The 18,653-nt window shown below is 59.7% G+C and carries 15 protein-coding genes; 6 read left to right on the top strand and 9 right to left on the bottom strand.

Translation table 11 applies throughout. The features are described from left to right. Nucleotides 1–994 precede the first annotated feature (994 nt). The 3 genes from F6X40_RS23985 to F6X40_RS23975 form a co-directional block, all read right to left on the bottom strand. Complete coding sequence (locus F6X40_RS23985; protein ID WP_187629505.1) at nucleotides 995–1,744, bottom strand: hypothetical protein; 750 nt, start codon at nucleotides 1,742–1,744, stop codon at nucleotides 995–997. Nucleotides 1,745–1,790: 46 nt separating this feature from the next. Next, a complete protein-coding gene (locus F6X40_RS23980) occupies nucleotides 1,791–2,300 on the bottom strand; it encodes an RDD family protein (RefSeq protein WP_187629504.1) in 510 nt (169 codons plus the stop codon). Nucleotides 2,301–2,409: 109 nt separating this feature from the next. Next, a complete protein-coding gene (locus F6X40_RS23975; protein WP_187629503.1) occupies nucleotides 2,410–2,643 on the bottom strand; it encodes a hypothetical protein in 234 nt (77 codons plus the stop codon). 203 nt (nucleotides 2,644–2,846) lie between these two features. On the opposite strand from F6X40_RS23975, the gene F6X40_RS23970 reads away from it, so the two are divergent. From F6X40_RS23970 to F6X40_RS23955, 4 genes are all read left to right on the top strand, one after another. Continuing rightward, nucleotides 2,847–3,344, top strand: a complete 498-nt coding sequence (locus F6X40_RS23970; RefSeq protein ID WP_187629502.1) for a hypothetical protein — start codon at nucleotides 2,847–2,849, stop codon at nucleotides 3,342–3,344. 155 nt (nucleotides 3,345–3,499) lie between these two features. Further along, nucleotides 3,500–6,199 (top strand): TerB N-terminal domain-containing protein, encoded by a 2,700-nt coding sequence (locus F6X40_RS23965; protein ID WP_187629501.1) that lies wholly within the window; start codon nucleotides 3,500–3,502, stop codon nucleotides 6,197–6,199. After that, nucleotides 6,193–7,506 carry an ATP-binding protein gene (locus F6X40_RS23960; protein ID WP_187629508.1) on the top strand — a complete coding sequence of 438 codons (1,314 nt, stop codon included), beginning with the start codon at nucleotides 6,193–6,195 and terminating at the stop codon, nucleotides 7,504–7,506. The genes F6X40_RS23965 and F6X40_RS23960 overlap by 7 nt, the downstream gene beginning before the upstream one ends. A gap of 10 nt (nucleotides 7,507–7,516) precedes the next feature. After that, nucleotides 7,517–9,736: a DEAD/DEAH box helicase gene (locus F6X40_RS23955; RefSeq protein ID WP_187629500.1), complete on the top strand. Its 2,220-nt coding sequence runs from the start codon at nucleotides 7,517–7,519 to the stop codon at nucleotides 9,734–9,736. 992 nt (nucleotides 9,737–10,728) lie between these two features. Here the strand turns inward: F6X40_RS23955 and F6X40_RS23950 are convergent. From F6X40_RS23950 to F6X40_RS23930, 5 genes are all read right to left on the bottom strand, one after another. Then, nucleotides 10,729–11,136: an effector-associated constant component EACC1 gene (locus F6X40_RS23950; protein ID WP_187629499.1), complete on the bottom strand. Its 408-nt coding sequence runs from the start codon at nucleotides 11,134–11,136 to the stop codon at nucleotides 10,729–10,731. After that, on the bottom strand, nucleotides 11,117–13,156 hold the full coding sequence (locus F6X40_RS23945; protein WP_187629498.1) for a hypothetical protein: 2,040 nt from the start codon (nucleotides 13,154–13,156) through the stop codon (nucleotides 11,117–11,119). The genes F6X40_RS23950 and F6X40_RS23945 overlap by 20 nt, the downstream gene beginning before the upstream one ends. 526 nt (nucleotides 13,157–13,682) lie before the next feature. Beyond that, nucleotides 13,683–14,972 carry a HipA domain-containing protein gene (locus F6X40_RS23940; RefSeq protein ID WP_187629497.1) on the bottom strand — a complete coding sequence of 430 codons (1,290 nt, stop codon included), beginning with the start codon at nucleotides 14,970–14,972 and terminating at the stop codon, nucleotides 13,683–13,685. Continuing rightward, nucleotides 14,962–15,237, bottom strand: a complete 276-nt coding sequence (locus F6X40_RS23935; protein WP_187629496.1) for a helix-turn-helix domain-containing protein — start codon at nucleotides 15,235–15,237, stop codon at nucleotides 14,962–14,964. Before F6X40_RS23935 ends, F6X40_RS23940 begins: the two co-directional genes overlap by 11 nt. A gap of 658 nt (nucleotides 15,238–15,895) precedes the next feature. Continuing rightward, a complete protein-coding gene (locus F6X40_RS23930) occupies nucleotides 15,896–16,588 on the bottom strand; it encodes a hypothetical protein (protein WP_187629495.1) in 693 nt (230 codons plus the stop codon). 254 nt (nucleotides 16,589–16,842) lie between these two features. Between F6X40_RS23930 and F6X40_RS23925 the strand changes: the two genes are divergently transcribed. Both F6X40_RS23925 and F6X40_RS23920 read left to right on the top strand, forming a co-directional pair. After that, the gene (locus F6X40_RS23925; protein ID WP_187629494.1) at nucleotides 16,843–17,163 is read left to right on the top strand and encodes a hypothetical protein; all 321 of its coding nucleotides are present in this window, start codon (nucleotides 16,843–16,845) and stop codon (nucleotides 17,161–17,163) included. A gap of 179 nt (nucleotides 17,164–17,342) precedes the next feature. Continuing rightward, nucleotides 17,343–17,759, top strand: a complete 417-nt coding sequence (locus tag F6X40_RS23920; RefSeq protein WP_187629493.1) for a hypothetical protein — start codon at nucleotides 17,343–17,345, stop codon at nucleotides 17,757–17,759. Nucleotides 17,760–17,962: 203 nt separating this feature from the next. On the opposite strand, the gene F6X40_RS23915 is transcribed toward F6X40_RS23920, so the two are convergent. Further along, the gene (locus F6X40_RS23915) at nucleotides 17,963–18,454 is read right to left on the bottom strand and encodes a hypothetical protein (RefSeq protein WP_222946145.1); all 492 of its coding nucleotides are present in this window, start codon (nucleotides 18,452–18,454) and stop codon (nucleotides 17,963–17,965) included. Between the last annotated feature and the right edge of the window lie 199 nt (nucleotides 18,455–18,653).

The raw sequence follows: 18,653 nt of genomic DNA, 5'->3' as shown, positions 1-18,653 counted from the left end.
GAGATGTCTCGTGGGCTCGGAGATGTGTCTAAGAGACAGCCCCAGCAACCTGCTCCGCCCCCGCCGCCAAATCCGCCCGGTGCTGCCTTATTGCAGCCGTTAGAAGTGCCCCCGGAAACGCCGCCGTTTAGAAAGCTATATGACTGGCCCCCAAACTGACCGGTGCTGGCTCCGTTGCCCGAAAAACCGCTTCCTCCGGCGCCTCCAGTACTTGAGACGGAGCTACCTCCGCTTTCGTTTGTGCCGGCGAGGGACGCGTCGTAGCTGCACGTCCCGGTCGTCGTTAGCGACGCGTTGTCACCCGTGAACGGGGAATACGGCGTTGAGCCGCCTCCTGCGCCTGCGACCATAAGCGGCGTGGACCCTTGCGCCACGAAAGTCCCACCGCCACCGCCCCCGTCGAGCGTGCTGGTCGAGCCCCTTTGCCCGACCATCAAGCTCAGCACAGTGCCCTTCTTCAAGGACACGACTGCAGTCAGTACTGCGCCCTTTCCACCGTACCCCGGGTACTGTGCGCTTTGATAGTTAGTCCCATTTCCGCCCACTGCGCCCGCGACAGTAATTTGGTAATTTCCGTCCTCAGGTACGACCCATGTTTGTACCCCGTTCGTCACGGAGAAGTACGCGGGGTTCTGAGCCCACGAGGCAGGACCGTACGCGATATGGCATTGTGCCAAGCTCGGACCATAGACACCGTACGCGCTGCATGGTGTGAACGTAAAACTCGTGAAATCATACAGCGGAGCCGATGGCTGCTCACCGACAAGTCCCGCGAAAGGAATCCTGAGCGTGTAAGTCGAGTCGGCGTGGGCGAGTTGGCTTCCAAAGGCCAACGCTGCCCCCAGCGCAACGGCAATAATTGTTTTCATCGGGGATAGGCGCCTGTAGGTGTTCGAGGTGTCGCCCGTATAGCGATGTTTTCTTTCTGGTCGCGTTGTCAAGGGGCTTCCTGCGTCGCGTCGCGCTACTTGCCTTCCCGGGTTCTGTATTGCATCTAAAGCGCGAGGAGCGCCTCTTCGGCGGGCTCATTGCGGCGCGCCGCCCGTCGTTTCGCTCGTTCGACGAGGGCGACAAGCCGGCGTGCCTCTTCTGCGGGGTCCGCAAACATCACGCGCGAAGACGCAATCACAAGCGGCACCGCGCTGCCATTCAGAGTCCAGACCAGCGTCGAGCGCTCGTGCTCAAACCAGTTTCGCTCGCCGCTTCCCGTCTTGTCGAGAATTCGGTCCAGCTCAGCAGGTTCGATATCCGCGAGCAGCGTCTTTGGCCCGACACTCGAGCGGTCCTCGGCGGCGCGGTCGTAGACGCTCACGCCAACCAAAGCCAGCGTAAATTCAGCGCGCCGCCACCGAGCCTGTAGCAGTTCCGTACGTGACGAGGCGTCGCGGTGCGTGCCTAGCACTCGCTCAACCTGCGCGGACGATAGAAGCGGCGTCAACCGGGGCAGCTCGCGATAGCTAAGAACTTGCGCTGACGAGGGCAGCGGGACTGCCTGGCGGATGGTGCGCGGCACGACGCGGTAGACAATGCGGCCCCCCTCAATCCTGCCCTCGGGGTCGTACGGATTGAGGCCCGGTTCCCACAAAAGATTCGGCCGGTGGCCCGCTATGAGTCGGTCCGCATGCTTTTGTGCCAGCTCGCAGTGTTGCTCAGCCAGAAGCGCGTCGTCGTAGGTGGCCAAGGTCGAGAGCGACGTGTCGGCGCCCCGCCCTGTTTCGCTTTGCACGAGAAAGATGGTACGCATGTCAGAAAGAAAATGGCAGGTTAGAAGTCAGATAAGCGATTGATGATTATTTCTTGCCGCTTCGCAGCGCCGCCTTATGCGCCGCCACGTCCGCCGGAAAGATGGCCTCGTCAAGGTCGACAGTGTGGATGACCACGGTGCCCGCAAGCTTGTCGTGCCATCCCTGCTTGCGCGTGTCAAACGCGACCCATAGAAAGCCCAGGCCGAATGGCAGCGCGGAAACCACATAACCAAGGGTGCGCAAGACTGCTTGCTCTCTCGTCATTGGGGAGCCGTCGTAAGCATCCACGATGCGAATGCCGAGCGCCCGCTTGCCCGGTGATGTGCTCCAGATTGCCCACATAACCCCAGTCATCATGACCGGCACAATGTTCAAGGCCAGTAGCTGGAGCTGGGCCGCAAGTGTAAAGAACGCAAAGATGCTCTCGATGTTGTCAGTCGAAAACGAGGGGCCAAACGGAAGAAAGCCGACGACAATCCACCACCAGACATTGTCGATGGAGAAAGCGGTGGAACGGCGCCAGAAGCCTACGTACTGCCGGAACGGTGCGGACATGAATTTGGAGAGGTAACAGTATCACCCCTGTAGCGAGTCGGTTTAGCGAGCGTACCACCTGCGGGTCGGCGCGCGACGCGACCGGGGCTAGCCAAGGGCAGCTAGCCGGTCACCGCGCGCCCGTCAGCCGGTCCAGCAGCTTCGTCGCTTCGGCCTTCGAGGGACCATGAGTCTCCAGCTTCTTCTCCATACCGTCGAGAATTAGCCCGGGTATCGAGTCCACCTGCTGTGCGAGGCGCGTTGCGCACTCAGACGCGAGTTCAAGTAGTTCCTCGAAAGAGAGCGTCGCATAGTACGCGTTACGCTCCGCCTCCGACAGTCTTTCCAGTTGTTCGGGCGTCATTTTGGACTTTACAAAGATGTTTGCCTCACATGCTATCAGCACCTGTAAAGAATTGCTCGGCTTATACTCCGAGAGAAGGCCCCTCCCTCCGTATTGAAAAGTGTCAGAAACGCGTTTATGGCTTGGATGAGCGCATATTCCATAGTAAAATCGGAGCGTTGCTCCTACGTGACGAAGTATCTTATCTCTGGACTTTACAAAAAATGCGCGTGAGCGAGCGAGACCTGACGAACCTGCAGGCAATGGCCAGTGTGGCGGCGCAGTGGCGTGAATACCTGCGAACGGAGTGCTGTATCACGGCGTCGTTGAGCGACCAGGACGGGTGCTCGGTCTGCCTGAACTATCAGGAACAGCATTCCGGCGCGATTTACGAACCGTTCACCTGGGCAGAGCTGCACTTTGAGAAGGCGCCGGATGCGCAACTGTGGCTGGCGCGCTTCGTGGCGTGGCATGGCGCAAATCGTAAGGCGCTTGATATGAAGCGAGCGCCGCTCGGGGACCACGCATCGTATGAGGAGCGTTTGGTCGCGGAATTGGAAGCATTACGGGAGAATGCGGCCCAATTCAGGGAGCGTTGTGAACCGGGCTTCGAGGCAATGGGTCGGATTGAGCCCAAGGTCCTGCTTTTCGCTGATAGCTCCGCGACAGAAGGCAAGACGGTCCAGTATGAGTCGCGCGCGCCGGCAGAAATGGCGTATTAGCGGTTAGTGTCCGGGCTATCGACTTGAATTCTGTCGGGCATGCGCGTTAGCCCCGATTCACGGTGCCCAGACAGGCGGAGAATGCGTGGCGACGAAGTCACCGCTCTAATGTAAACTGTCGCCGGCTGCGTCATTAAAAACTACGGGGAACGGCGGTGGCTCAGAAAAAGAATTCAAAACCAGTGCTTGCGTTTGCAGGCCTGACGGTCTTCAGTTTATGGCTTTTAAGTGTCGCACCTAACGGCTGGACGTTGCTGTTAATAGCCCTGATGTACGTCGCACTTATCGGCTACTTTCTGTCGGAATCGCAGAGTAAAAAGCAGGAAAAGCGCGTTACCGCCCGGTATGTGCCTCCGGCCGCAAACGCAAGCTCTGAGAAGGACAGGACCCGCGCGCGCAGTAGTGCGCAGGCCACAACCACAAAATCGGACGGGGTCCGCGCCCACTCATCGGGCAACACCCCCGCCAGTAATCGCTCAACACCGAAGTCCTCCGAGATGACCGAAGACCAGTTCGTTACCTTTGTGACCGGCGACAGGGATGGCAGCGCCCCGAGGTTCACCATTGACTCTCCCAACGGTGAGCCGAGGAAAGCCGCCGCTGCGTCGAGTGCGGCGGAATGTTGGTTGCCGGACGGAAAGTCCGCCAAGGTCGGCCGCTACGTGATTCCGGGCGGCCTGATTTACGTGGGCGCGGGTCTTAAGGCAGCTTCAGCGGTCGGCGTCGAGCCGAGCCTCGTCAATCCGGCGTTGCCCATCGGAAGTCGCGACGACTATACCGTCCATCAGCTCGACTACTTCCCGATGTATGCCAAGGCGTCGAACGACGCGCGCGCCGCCTACCTGAACTGGCTGGCCAACGGGCGGCGTGACCCGAATGCGGACATCGGCTACGTGTTCCTGTATTTTTACGGCCTCGAGCGTCGCGCGTTTATCGACGCCCGGACCGACCCAGTGGCAGAAAGCGAAATCCCGCGCTTGTGCGAGGAGGTTCGCGGGCTACTGTCCGTCTATTCGCGGCACCAGTCGTTTTCGCCCCGCGCGCGCCGCTTCATCGACTTTTTCGAGACAGCTGCCCTAGGCGACCGCCTATACGGCCAGGTGCCCAGTGGCTTCGAGCGGGACACCGAGACTAGCTTTATCCAGCGCCTGGCGCTGTCGCAGGCTGTGAGGGACAACCAGCCCGTGCCCGCCCCCTGGCTGCTCTCGTGGTATCTGTCCGACCGACAGTTCCAGAAGCCGGCCGCCGTTTTTCGTTGCCGGGCACAGTTTGAAGCTCTCTTTGCGGCGGAGTTGCCGGTCATGTTCCCCAAAGGGATTGCTGACCGGTTCAAGCCAGAAAAGGCTGCGAGGCTTTTGTTGGAATACACCCCGGTGTATCCGGGGCTTGAGTCGAAGAGAATCCCTGTCGCGAAACCTGAGTTCGACATACCCGACTTTACGTCGTCGACCGGCCGCATTCCGCCGTTGCTGGATGCCTTTGGGCGCCACGTTGGCGAACAGCTGGACGCTTACACGCGCTTCATTGGGCGAAATCCGGACAAGGCTGACAGTGTTGAGGCCAGTCTGCTGCTGCCGGTCGCGCTGTGGCCGGAGGCGACGCGCGAGTACTTCACGCAAAAGGCTACTGGTCTCAGGGGAGGCAACCCCGTGCTCGAGGCGGTGCCTTTGTCGTCGATGCTCTCACCCATGGAACTGCCGGAGAAGTTCGAGCGACCGCTCTATCTCAGTATTATTGACAGGCTTACGGCGAGCTTTGGCGTAGGCGTGGAGCCGGACCCTCGCTTCGGGAACCCGGTGCCCGCGCGAGACGCCTCAGCTGTACTCTTTCACATTCGCGGCAAGCCCGCGCCGGAGCCAACGGCCGCCTATCGTAAGCGCGCCGCCGAAGTGTGGTTCTATTCGGCAATTGCGCGTGCTGATGGGGTGGGTAGCGCCGCCGAAGTGCTGCAGGCAGACGCCTTCATTGGTCGCATGAAGGAGCAGGCTGAACCAGAGCAGACGCGCCTACGCGCCCTGCTCCGGTTTTATCTTGCTCAACCGATGTCGATGGCCGGCATCAAGAAACGCGGTGAGGTCCTCGAGGAGGCTGACCGCGCGCGAGTCGCGAGCGAGCTGGTGCTGATGTGCAAAGCTGACGGGGGCTTGACCAACGTCGCCAATCTTCGCGTGCTGGAAAAGCTTTTCGAGGCGCTGGGGCAAGACACGCAGGGTCTATATAGCATGGCGCACGCAGGTGCCGTGCATGCGCAGCCGGCGGAGTCGGCAGGCAACAAACAAGGTGCTCGAAAGTCCGGCGCGCAAACGGCGAGCGGCGGCGCGACCTCGGGTTTCTCGCTCGACATGCAGAAAATCGCGAAGTTGCGGGAGGAGACCGCGCAGGTAGGCGAGTTTCTTGGGGCAATCTTTCAGGAACCTCAAGCCGAGTCCATTCCCGCGACAGTGGCCAGTACGGCCGCTCTGGCAGCTGTACCTGTCGAGCCTGCTATTACAGTCCCGGACGTTGCGCCGGTCACGTCGGCGGCAGCAAGTGCGCACGGGCCGTCGACCGCCGACGGCGTGGCTGGGCTGGGTGACACGCCAATTGCAACGGCGCCCCCTCTCGCAGCCGACGCAGCCGACGCAGGCGTGATGGGGCTGGACGCAAAACATTCATCACTCGTTCGCATGCTGCTAGCGCAGTCGCAGTGGAGCCGCAGCGACGTGGCGCAACTGTGCCGCGAGAGAGGACTGATGCCGGACGGCGCCATAGAACGCATCAACGACGCAGCATTTGACAAGTTTGACGATTCGTTGCTCGACGGCGACGACCCTATCGAAATCAACGAAGACCTGAAACGGGAGATTCTATCTTGACAATCCGAGCAAAAGAACGTGAAGCAGTGTTGCAATCGCTGCGCGCGGGGGTCGTACCTCGAAGCGGCCAGTATCTGGTGCAGGTGGGCCGCCACAAGGAAATCGAAGCGCTGGTTGCGGATGTCGACCGGATTGCTGACGGGGGCTCTTCCTTTCGCGTGGTCGTCGGCGAGTATGGAGCGGGCAAAACGTTCTTCCTGAATCAGGTTCGTGCGGTTGCACTCGAGAAAAAACTGGTCGCGGCCTACGCTGACCTGAATCCGGACCGTCGCCTGCAGGCCTCCGGCGGGCAAGCACGCTCGCTCTACTCGGAGCTGATGAAGAACCTCGCAACACGCTCGCGCCCCGAGGGCGGGGGTCTCTCGGCGGTGGTGGAAAAGTTCATCACGAACGTGCTTGAGGAGGCACAAGAAACCGGCGAAAAACCGGAGAACGTCATTGCCCGCAAGTGCGCGCATCTGACGGAGATGGTCAACGGTTATGACTTCGCGTCGGTCATTACGGCCTACTGGCGCGGTTACGACCAGGGAAATGAGCAGCTCAAGCTCGACGCGGTCCGCTGGTTGCGTGGTGAATTTTCCACGAGGACTGACGCGCGCGCGGCGCTCGGCGTTCGCAACATCGTCGAGGATGCGCATCTGTACGACCAGCTGAAACTGATGGCGGCGTTCGTGCGCCTCGCGGGCTACTCCGGTCTTCTGGTGGGCCTGGATGAAATGGTAAATCTGTACAAGCTAGCGAACACCCAGGCCCGTAACGCAAACTACGAGCAGGTCCTGCGCATCCTGAACGACGTGCACCAAGGCTCGGTAGAGGGCCTTGGATTCATTCTCGGCTGCACGCCGGACTCGCTGCTCGATACCCGACGGGGCATCTACAGCTACCAGGCGCTTCAATCGCGCCTGGCTGAGAACTCGTTCGCAAAGAATGGGATGGTCGATTACAACCACCCCGTGCTTCGGCTGACCGCCCTGACGCCGGAAGACTTCTACATGCTTCTTGAGAAGATTCGGCATGTCTACGCCTCGGGCGACGCCTCGAAGTATCTGCTTCCGGATGAAGGTATTGCGGCTTTCATGGAGCACTGCGCGAAGCGGATTGGCGAAGCCTATTTCCGCACACCGCGCACGACCATTACCGCCTATGTGAACCTGCTCTCGGTGCTGGAACAGTACCCGGACACCTCGTGGCAGTCAATGCTCGACAAGGTCGAGGTCGTTAAGGACGAAGGCGGCGCGGCCGACCTCGTGGTTGAGAGTGCAACGGCTACCGAAGGGAGCGACGAGTTTGCAGAATTCAAGCTCTAACTCAGCCAAAATGCTCGACCACCGCATCCAGCGGTGGATTTGGCAAAAAGGCTGGACCGAGTTGCGCGATGCGCAGGAGCGCGCGATTCCGCCCATCCTCGAAGCGAAGAACGACGTCATCATCGCGGCCAGCACCGCCTCGGGGAAGACCGAGGCGGCGTTCATGCCAATCCTGAGCCGCCTGCTCGCTCTTGAGCCAGAACAGGGTGTCGTCCTGTATATCTCGCCGCTCAAGGCCCTCATCAATGACCAGTGGGGCCGCCTTGACCAGCTTTGTGAGGAGCTGGAGATACCCGTCGTGCCGTGGCACGGCGACGTGGCAGCAACGAAGAAGCAGCGCTTTGTAAAGCAGCCGGCCGGCTGTGTGCTCATTACGCCTGAGTCGCTCGAGGCCATCCTTTACAACAAGGGGCACTCCGTTACGCGGCTGTTTGCGCAACTGCAGTACATCGTCATCGACGAGCTGCACTCCTTTATGGGCATCGAGCGTGGCAAACAGCTTCAAAGCCTGATGAACCGGCTCGAGGTTGCCCTTCAGCGGACCGTGCCGCGCATCGGCCTGTCCGCTACGCTGGGCGATATCCGGCTCGCGGCCGAGTTCTTGCGTCCGGGCGCGGGCGACGCGGTCACGCTCATCGAGAGCAAGGAGAGTTCGGGCGCGCTTAAAATCCTCGTCAAAGGCTATCTCGACCTTCCGCCGGTGCTGAATGACGCGGAAATCGCCGCACGGGAGCGTGACGGAGAAGAACTGAGCTTCACCGACACGACCGGCGTCGGCCAGCTGGCTATTGCACGGCACCTGTACGATAACCTGCGCGGTACGAACAACCTGATTTTCCCGAACAGCCGTAACGCGGTCGAAAAATACGCGGCGATGTTGCGCTCCCTGTCAGAAGCGGACGGAGTGCCGACCGAGTTCTGGCCGCACCACGGCAACCTGTCGAAGGAAATCCGTGAAGAGACCGAGCGCGCGCTGAAGCAGTCTGAGCGTCCAGCGACGGCCATCGCGACATCGACGCTCGAAATGGGTATCGACATCGGCACGGTTGAAACGGTCGCCCAAATCGGGCCAGGTCCGTCGGTGGGCAGCTTGCGACAACGCCTGGGTCGCTCGGGACGGCGCGAGGGTGCTGCTGCCGTGCTTCGCGGGTATGCGATTGAGCCGGACATCGACCCGCACTCGCCTATCGCGGATACGCTTCGCGAAAGTCTTGTTCAGCTGGTCGCGCAGGTGCAGTTGCTCCTGCAAGGATGGTTCGAGCCGCCGCGCGCGGCGGGGATGCACCTGTCAACGCTCATCCAGCAACTGTTGTCAGCTATTGGACAGTACGGGGGCATCTCCTTTAAGCAGGCGTACGCGCTTCTGTGCGAGCGGGGGCCGTTCCGGGCGGTTTCGATGCAGGACTTTGCTCTGCTGTTGCGCTCTCTCGGCACGCAGGGCATTCTGCTGCAGGACAGCGGCGGCGCGTTGCTGCACGGGCCTGCGGGCGAAGCTATCGCCAATCACTATTCCTTTTACGCGGCGTTCTCCAGCCCTGAGGAGTACCGGCTGGTGGCGCATGGCCGCGTGCTCGGGTCGTTGCCTATCACTTCGCCCGTTGGCGTCGGCGACTACCTGCTGTTCGGCGGGCGGCGCTGGAAAGTGGAGCGCGTCGACCTGAAGGACAAGGTCGTCGAAGTCCACGCCGCGCGCGGCGGGCGCGCGCCAGCCTTTGGCGGCGAGTCCGGTGCGGTGCACACCCGCGTGAGGCAGGAGATGCGCGCGATACTGAAGGACGACCGCCCCATCGGGTATCTGGACCCGAAGGCAAAGGAGCTCCTTGCGGGCGCCCGCGCGGCCTTCCGCTCAGCGGACCTTGGCGTCACGCAGCGGCTTGTCGCAGGCAAGGATATCAAGCTCTTCCTTTGGCAAGGCGATGAAATCCAGAATACGCTCGCACTGCTGCTCAAGAGCCGTGGTATCGCAGCCCAAAGCCAGGGTCTGGTTATCGCCATCGAAAACTGCGAGGAGGCCCAGCTCGATGAGGCGCTGACCCAACTCGCCGGCACGCCGGAGCTGGCGCCAGAAGCGTTGCTCGCTGAGGCTGAAAATCTCGTGGTCGAGAAGTGGGACATGCTGGTGCCTTCACCGCTGCGCGAGCGCAACTACGCGTCCCTCTATCTGGACCTGCCAGGGGCCTATCGCCTGCTCCGGACCTGGTCGCCTCAGCAGCCGAAGCCGCCGGCCTAGCGGGGGTCTTGTCATTCCCGGAGACTCGGGTTTATACTTATTCCCGTCTCCTCCATGTCTCCTCTAAAGACCATGGATTGCGCCCGCCTCCTGAGGTGGGCTTTTTTTTGTGGACCCGGCATGATGACGGAGTCCCTAAGCGTACACGAGTTCTTTTTCAGCGTTGAGGTGCCGTTCAGCAGGCTCGGTCTGTGACGATGCACCGCGCCAGGTCGCAATTGCGTGCCTTTGCCTAAACCGGCCGCGTCGTGACGAGTGAGCACTTTGCCGAACAAACACGCGGCCTGGTCCAACTACCCCGAGTAGTCAGGTTCCGCTTGCCTTCGTCGGCGAAATCAGGTGCCCCTCGTCGTCATACTACGGTTCGGGGCCGTCGTGATGCACTACCAGCGAAGCGAACGTCCTGCCCGAATATATCCAAGGTTTGGTAAGTCCGATGCGAAAACGGCAGACATCGATGGCGAAAAGATGTTGGGCCATTTGACCTACGATGACGGACGTCACGTCGTTCAGTGGAAGGCCCGGTGCGTAGCTGAGAGCCAGCCAATACATTCCACGCAGGTCGACCGATTTGTCACAATCTTCCGGCCCGTTTGGGTCGAGTGCCTGCGGCGTCACGGTCACTGGCATGGGCAACCAGTTTGCTCTGCTTCCCTGTGGGTTATCGTAGTAACCGCGCGGACCTAATCTCACTCGTCTCTTCGGTCGTTCCTGGCTCTAAAGCCCCTCACACTGTAGCGGGAGCCGTAATGCGAGATTTTGGGAGACATCCATTGAGACATTTATCAATGGATGCGCTCCGACGGCTCCCATGACGGCACCTAATTGACGTCACAGCGAAGGGAGCGACGGCCCCCTTGTTGAAGTAACCGTCGTTTTCTCAGTCTCGGCAACAATCAATGAGACGGCGTTTCAGCCCGACTTCGGCTACCTTTCTCTGCTCTGCGGTTCCCGCCTATGCTCCAACCCAAGCTATTGAAAGCGACTCAGAGTTACCCGTCGCCATCGGCGCAATTTTTCGAACTTATCGCCGCTTCATGCTGACGTTTTAAGATTTCGCATACTATTCTCTCAACAGTCTCCGGGTCAGCATTTTCGACCTTTACTCCTCCCCCCGCGTCCACCGTAAGGGAAACTTTGCGCTTCCGCATCCAGTCTGCAATAGTCCGAGCGAGTTCCCGCGCGGCCTCTTCAAAAAAAGCCGAGACAACTGGGGCCGCCACGGACCCAACTATCGCTAGGATGCTTCCCAAATCTTGATTACTCGGGTCCCCCCGCCTAAGTGTGTGTGCAAAATTGTTGTCATATTTATCAAGCCACATTCTTAATTCGTTGGCCAATTTTCCAGACTGCGCTTGGGTCGAGGCCACAACACTCAGCTCAATTGTCGGAATTTCCACGGGTGTTCTCCTTGGGTTCTTCATGCTTCTCATCCGATAGCGAAATTCCATGCGACCTGGAGGCCACCATCGTAGGGCGTCGGAGCAAAAACAGTTTGACAGAAATCCACGATATGGCCTTGGCGAAAAAAACCAAAACCACGCAAACAGCGGACACGTATTCGAACTGCAAGACGAAAGCCTTTCCCTCTTCAAAATTAAGACCCAACCATCGAAAATGCAGCATGGCCAACCAATTCGCATAGCAAATAATTATTGCTGAGCCAGTCGCTAAAATAGGATTGCGAATTGTAATACCAGCTGCAGTGCAAACAGGGGTAAATCGTAAGAAAAGCAAATATCCAGCATCCGGATAGGTCACGCCATCCATGTAATTCGAACCGACGAAATAGCCCTCGGACACCACATTTAGGGTAATCATCAAGTTTGCTGCGATGAATGCGAAAGTCCCGCCTATAAATTTGACTCGCTGACGACTGCGGGCGGACCGAAACCAATCGGACAGCGGCGCCGTGTAGGACAAGGAGATAAAACCATTTGCCAACTTAGTCCAGATATTTAATTTTTGACCTATCGAAATTGCCGGAACACATATGGCGCTGCTCGTCACCACAAACAAAAGGTATAGTGCCAGGTTTAGTCCAATGTATGACCCCATTATTATAAGAGGTAACATCACAAACACGAACGATAAAATAATAGTCGAAATGGTCGCGTAGAATCGATTGCCAGATATCCTCAAAGCCATCAAGCCAATATAGGTCACCATCACACCAGCTAACAGAAAAAGTATGGAATATACGTTGTTCCCGCTTATCTCCGTTAGTTGTAAATTCGACCAATTTAAAAAGAAATCACAAAAAATTATCTCAAGAACAAACAAAATTCCAAGCAATCGGAGGGTTGAGTGTTTATAGATAGTTTGTGTGGCTAGTTCACTCGGGTTATCGCGAGCAATTAACCTGGTGAATACTCCATAGGCCGGAAGTTTTAATAATGCAGTCAAAAATCGTTGACGGAAATCAAATCGGCTTTTGAATGCGGGGCCGGTGCTCTCGTTTGTGGCCTGACGCGTTCTGTCCTTTCGGCCAACAGCTGACGCAGCCCGAGGTTTGGCGGGAATCGTGCCGGGACCCTCCCTAACATTTTCCTGACGTGCGTCAGGTCTTTCCCCTTGCGTGTGTGTGCGGTACGCGTTCGGAAACAACGAAACACGTGACGCGATGTTTCCTGCAGACTGGTCTGGAGAGTGAACTTCGGGCTTGACTTGCATCGAAGTCGGAAACTTATCGCGAATCCGCTTCCAAGTCAGTTCTTCTAACTGGTAGAGCGTCAACTCTGGTGGCGCGTATCGGTCGCCCGTCGTAAGCACTTCAAGAAGTCCCTCGGCGAATACAGTGCGTGGTGCATCCGACGGGCTTTTCGCTACGTGGTCTTTGCTCGCCGCACAAAATAGCGCGGTACCTCGTGGCGGAGTTTCTTGCGGGAAGCGGGGCGCGTCGTCCGCAAAGGCGTCACAGGCATTGCGTGCAATGGCTTGGGCCGCAGCCCCCTGAAATACCTTGAATGCTTCAGCAGCGAAACAGCAGTCGAGGAAAATAAAACGCCTATAAGCACTAGCGTGCTGCTTAATATTCTCCGCTAGGTCGACGATTCGGAGTCCGGTGGGCGATTCATAGTTCATTCGAATGCTTGCAACAGCCAAGTGATATTCCTGTTGCATACCACAAAAGAATCCGTGGCCAACGTAATAGACGATGAGGTTACGAAGTTCACCGGGCTGCGAAAGTTGACTAAATCCGTCTAGAAAGTCCCCGATGGCGACCAGCTGCAGCGGAGGTAATTCATTGGAGTCAAACAGGTCGAGGATGTTTTCGTCAGGGATTCCTAGTCCGTTGTCAGCATCCTGTAGATATGCTCGAAAGTCCTGCTTGGAACGCAGAAAAGAAGGGTTGGCCTCATAGCCGCCGTGCTCTGGAAACTGCGACGCTCCAAGAAGGATGACTGCGGTAACGGACATTTCCATTCCCTGACGTTGTGTGTCATTCCTACCTAAATGGCGTTCTGATGTATGTGCGTTCCGCCACGTTCTGGAAAGCTTCGCGCCACCCACCGGCAGCATAGGAGCTTTCTTCGAATTTCGCACCAAGGCATGACTGCGTGACATTGCGACGCTCACGAGCGCGAGCTAAATTGCCGGCTTGATGCGTATTGGATGTCCAGACTGCGCACTGACAGAATGGCCATCCTGTCAATGCGGGCGTGCGCAGCTTTCCCGTGTGGGTCGGCTAGTTGCACATGTTCGCTATCTGCGTATGGGTCGGACTCGTTCTCGTGACAAAGTATGTCGCTGTGCCATGCATGTTCAATGCGCCCGTCACAGCGGGTGCGAACAGTGCGGCAGTCGTTCGGTCACTGTCCGACACCGCCACGCTCGCCAGTTATCCGGTTTGTCACCGGCGCATACAGCGGCTGGCGCGGAGTGAATACACCTGAGAGCCTGCTGTCGTCGGCATATGGGCAAGTTTGCTCCCGATATACGCGGTTCAACCTCGCAGTGCCTTGCTCATTTCCGCAATCGGCATATGCATGATGGAGTTCAACAGCCGGGTTTCGCCCGCATCAGGGTGGGCAATTTCAACGACGTGCTGACGTACGCGAGCGACCTTTCCGTCAAGGCCGGTAAGGAACGTTTCGAGCTCCTTCTTCGCACCTGTCGGCCGCATGCCCAGCGCTTGCGCGAACACAAGAACGTTATCACGCGTGATTTCGTTGAAATGCCGTGCCTGCCCGGTTTGCATCGTCAACGCACACTGCGGCCAACGCTCGCCACCCTCATGGTACGTTGCCGTGTTGTAGACGACCGTACTGACGAGGTCGTAGAACGGCGCGAGTTGATAGCCCTTGGCGGTGGAGAAGAACGACAGGTTTTTCAGATGAGCATCGGCGTTGCCAATCAGTATGTTGAACACCGTCCAGCGGAATATCGAGAGCCGAGCTACCGCGCGGGTGCTGACCTTCTCAAGGCACTTCGCCAGTGAATCTCCCGTGGCTTCCCGATATTTGAACGACTTGTCCAATCCGAGCAACTGCACCGCATCAAGGATGTGCAGACGATTTGCTGGCGTTGTACCAGTGTCGCGGTCGAAGCGGTCGACGACGTAGCAGGCCGAAGGTACGCGCAGGAAGTGAGTGTTCGGGACGTTGAGTCCCATTTCCTTAGCGAGCTGCATGCAGAAGAATTCGTTGATGGCTGAGTGCGGGTAGCCGGCGGCGCGCATATCAGGTTTGAGAATGTGCATCGAAGGCTCGGCACCCTCGGGTTCAAACAGCTGATAGTCCGGACGCTCTCCCTCAAGGATGACGAGCGCCTTTTGCTGCGCGCCAGCGGCGGCCATGCGTTTGCGGGCTGCGGCCGTTAAGGCGTGCTGAGGCATCGCCTGGATGCGCTTTTCGAGCACGTCGAAGGACAGGGGCGACTTGCCGCCCGCTGGCTCCTGTTGCGCGTCTGTCAGAAGCGTCAAGGCGCCCGCCGACTCACGTCCGAAATACTCGAGCAGTGCCCACGCATCGTTGCCGTCGGTCCTGGCTTCCCTGGCCATGGCGGCGCGCATACCTTCTTCCGGCAGCAGGTTGTCGAAGAACCACTGGACCGGACGTTCGTTCGAGCCGTCAATGACTTTCCCGCCCTCGAGCGGAAAGGCGGGGGACAGCGCGAATGCGTCGTCCGCGCGCGCCCAGTCCGCATCGTATTCAAACGACCAGATGCCGTTTTCGGCGAGGACAGTTCCGACGCGCCGCCCATCGGCGAGCGCAAACAACGTTCTAGTGGCCATGCGGGCTCCGGCGTTTGCGGCTGGCGGCGTGCGTTCCGGGGGAGATTTCGATGGCTGTGTGGGCTCGCAAGGCGATGCCGAGCTCGGCGAGCAAACTGAAAACCTTCCCAATCTGCGCGGTGGGCTTGCCAGCTTCCACCTCAGTGATGAATCTGGGGGAGAGTCCCGTGGTGTTCGCCAATTGGTCGCGCGTGAAGCGTTGCTCCAGGCGCGCCGCCCGGATGAGGAGGCCCAACGCCTCGGTGGTGTCGATTTTCGTATCCATGCCGATTCCTCCGTTCCCGCTCGGGAACAACATGGCACGTGTAGGTACGAAAACCGACCGTTCGTTCCCGTGCGAATACGAAGCCTTAGAACCTGGGCGCGCGCGAGGCAGTTCGTTCCCGAGACTCCGCGATTCTTGAAGCGATGCCGCCTGCCGACGCAGACGGGTTCGCCTGGGAGGGAAATGGAGTGAAATCAGGCGCTGCGGATGAACCGGAAAACCTGCTCCGCGTGCTGAGCCAAAGCGCCTTTAAATGCGTCCCTCGTCAGACCTTTTTCAGTCGCTACCGGCGGCATCGCTTGTCGCTCGATGTCTTCCCGCAGCAGCGCTAAAGCGCCGGCGAGACAGCTCTGACTGGGCGCGCCCGCCGACAAACACGTCCGTTCGTAGCGGTGCGCATGCAACGCGATATGCGAGCCTTTGGCCTGCAGCCACCTGTCGAGCCGCGTCGGTCGCGCGGGAGAGAGGGGGTGCCCCGTTTCGCTGTCCCGTTCAGCGTGTACCGGCGCGGGGCTGGGTTGCCGGGGTTGCGCGTGCGGCGTGGACGAAAAAATGGCTAGTGCAGTCAGCCCGCCAAGGACCGTCGCGAGGAACGACGCGATAGCGGGACCCGATTTCGGCGGAGTGCGACTCCCGGTGGGCGCCACTGTCGGCTGCATCAAGGACGGCCCCGTTTAGGCTTCGTCGGACCCTCTCCCGTCGCGGCAGCAATAAAGGCGTCTGCATGTGCTTCGGACGAGAAAGTGAAGCGCTGGAACGAGTGAGGCGCGGCAAAGTGGAGGTCGACGTAGGTAACCTTCAGGTCGGGCGCCCACGTCGGGTTCACGAATTTTTCCATGCGGGCAATCGCGGATAGCGGCACGTCCGCTCCCCGGGTCCCGATGGAGACGTGCAGCGTTGGAGCAGCTCCGGCCCGTGTGACCGAGTACAGGGGTTCGTTCTCTGCAAGCTTTTTCTGGAACAACGGAGCGCAGGTGGTTGCGTTCAGCTTGACGAGACGGTAGGGGCCTGTGCCGCCGGCCCCGGCGATATTCGCCCAGAGGTCTCCGCAGGCGAGCGCTTCCTGTCCGCTGATTTCCGGCCGACATTGACGGAATCGGTAGTGGTTCTCCCGCTCCGCATCGGCGGCGATATCGGTTGCCAGTTGCTCCCCGTTGGCCAGGTCGATGTCCCATGGCGTTAGCTTCATCACGAGCTGCTCACAGCTAATCGGCGACCCGGCTAAATCAAGCGCCTTGAAGGCGTTAAACTGCGCGGCGGTCGGCTTTTGAGAACTGCAGCCAGCGGCAAGGAGCGAAAGCGCACCGATAGCGACGAGACTCTTTGCGAAGGTTTTAAGGATTTTTTCCACGCTTTCATTGCTCGAGAACGCCTGTCGACGACGACACGGCACTCAATGTAAAGCCATCTTTTCGTGCGTTTTTATGCGCGTTTAGAACGTCGCAGGATTCGATGTCTAGCGCGCAGCCACGGCGAGCCGCGCGCGCCCAGCGCCGCCCCGACTGTTGCGGGCAACGAACAACTGTTTTGTGAAAGCGCCCGCGTACTTCTACGCGCCGGCTTCGCTACACAAAAGGACGTTGCATGAATAGAAGGAGGAAGCCGATGCAAATAGCAGTCGAAGCAGTAGAAGCAGTTCAAGAGGCCGACAGCGGCCCCGACCTTTCGGTCCAAAAGCCCTCGCCGCGCGCCAAACGCCGCGCCGATAACAGTCGCGCCATCGCACGCCAGGTTCGAATCAATGCGGCAAGCGGGCGCTCTGTGGAAAAGCCCGGTCGCCTGCGCAAGCAACACGCCGGAAATTGTGGCAATCCGCAGTGCGCTATGTGCGGTAATCCTCGCGTGTTCTTCGGCGAAAAAACCATGCAGGAAAGGCGGTTCGACCAACCGAAGCTTCACACTTTCGAGGATGAGCCGCCACTATGACCCCGTGGAACCGGTCCCCTACGCGCACGCCGCCCACTAAACGCGCCGGCGCGCAACGAGATATTGCAGCTGGCGTTCCCGCGCCTTCCGCCCTGAAAAGTGGCAGATAGATGCCGTGACAGCAAGCAGAGGGTCGCCATTCTCAGCGGCCCAGCATCCCCAAACCAAAGGAGTCCTTAATGAAGAAGCGTTTTGTTGTGGCCGCCGGCGCGGCTTTCCTTGCGAGCGGCGCATTCGCCCAGGTTTCGTCAGGTGCGACCGGGGCTGAGACGTCGGCGCCCGCTCCGAGAGAGTGGCGCTCGGAAGGGAACCCGGGCGAAAACGGAGCGCCCGGTTCGCAAAGTCGTCTCGACGCTCGCGCGCAACAAGTCCCGCACGCCGTTGCGGCTGGACGCCCGCCTGAGGCTCAGCCCGTCGCGCACGAGAGTGCGATGGACGCCCCCGCTGCCGAGCCGGAACGTCAGCGCGGCCACCCTGCTCTGCGTGCAGCGCGCCGCGCTCGCGAAAAGTTGCAACGCGGCCGTGCCGAGCGGCGTGAAGCCCGCCTGGAACGCGAAGAAGCGCGGCAGGAACGCAAAAACGCCCGTCGTATGTGACGCGGCATTGACTGCAGCTGATGCGACCGGAAGCGCCGAGGGACTCTCGGCGCTTTTATTTCTCGCGGACTGACATGCACCCCCACGGCCCGGTCGCCCCATTACCTATACGCGGCGGGAGCAGGCGCCGAAAACCTTGCGAATACCTTGCAAGTTCGCCCGCTCGATGTGACACCCTAACCGTTAAAGGGAGTTTGATGAAATCAAAGCTTATGGTAGCGCTCGCCGCTGCCCTTTTTGCGACTGGCGCTCTCGCGCAGGTCGCGTCTACCCCGGCCGCATCTGCGCCGTCCGCCAGCACGCCGGGTGCAAGCAACCCGGCAGGGTGGGGTTCCATGTCCGGACAGCCGGGCGGCGGACGCGTTCGTCAGGACTGGCAACAGTACCGTCAAGACCGCCAGCAGGCGGCGAGCGCAGTCCAGGCGGCACGCGGCGACCAGCAGCAGGCGCAACAGCTGCGCCAGCAAATGCGCAGTGACTATCAGGCCGGGAACATGCAGGCCGCGCAAGCCGACCGCGCAAAGTTGCAACAGGCGCGGCAGGCTGCGGAACAGGCCCGACAGCAGGCGCGGCAGCAAATCCAGGAGGCGCGGCAGGCCCACGAGAAAGCCGAGCGTGTGACACAGGAGCGGCGGGAAGAACACCGCGACCAGTGGGAACGGCAGCCGGCTCACGTTGGTCATGAAATGCGCCATTAACCGGCTTCGGCAGGGATAGTGCAAGCCCCGCTTCCTGCGGGGCTTTTTTATTTTGGGCGCCAACGTGGCGCGCGCTTTGCTGCCGACGGGAAAAGGTGCGTCTCCAACCGGTCTGCGCAATGTGGCGCCAGTCGGTTGGGCTGTGCTACCGTAGTAATCGCCCGCGCGGCCCGGGTGGGTCTTTAACGTCAGAGCG

Source organism: Paraburkholderia sp. UCT31 (assembly GCF_014397655.1).
GTDB lineage: Bacteria > Pseudomonadota > Gammaproteobacteria > Burkholderiales > Burkholderiaceae > Paraburkholderia > Paraburkholderia tuberum.
The sequence above is the reverse complement of the archived record's forward strand: the minus strand, read 5'-3'. Positions and strand labels throughout refer to the sequence as shown.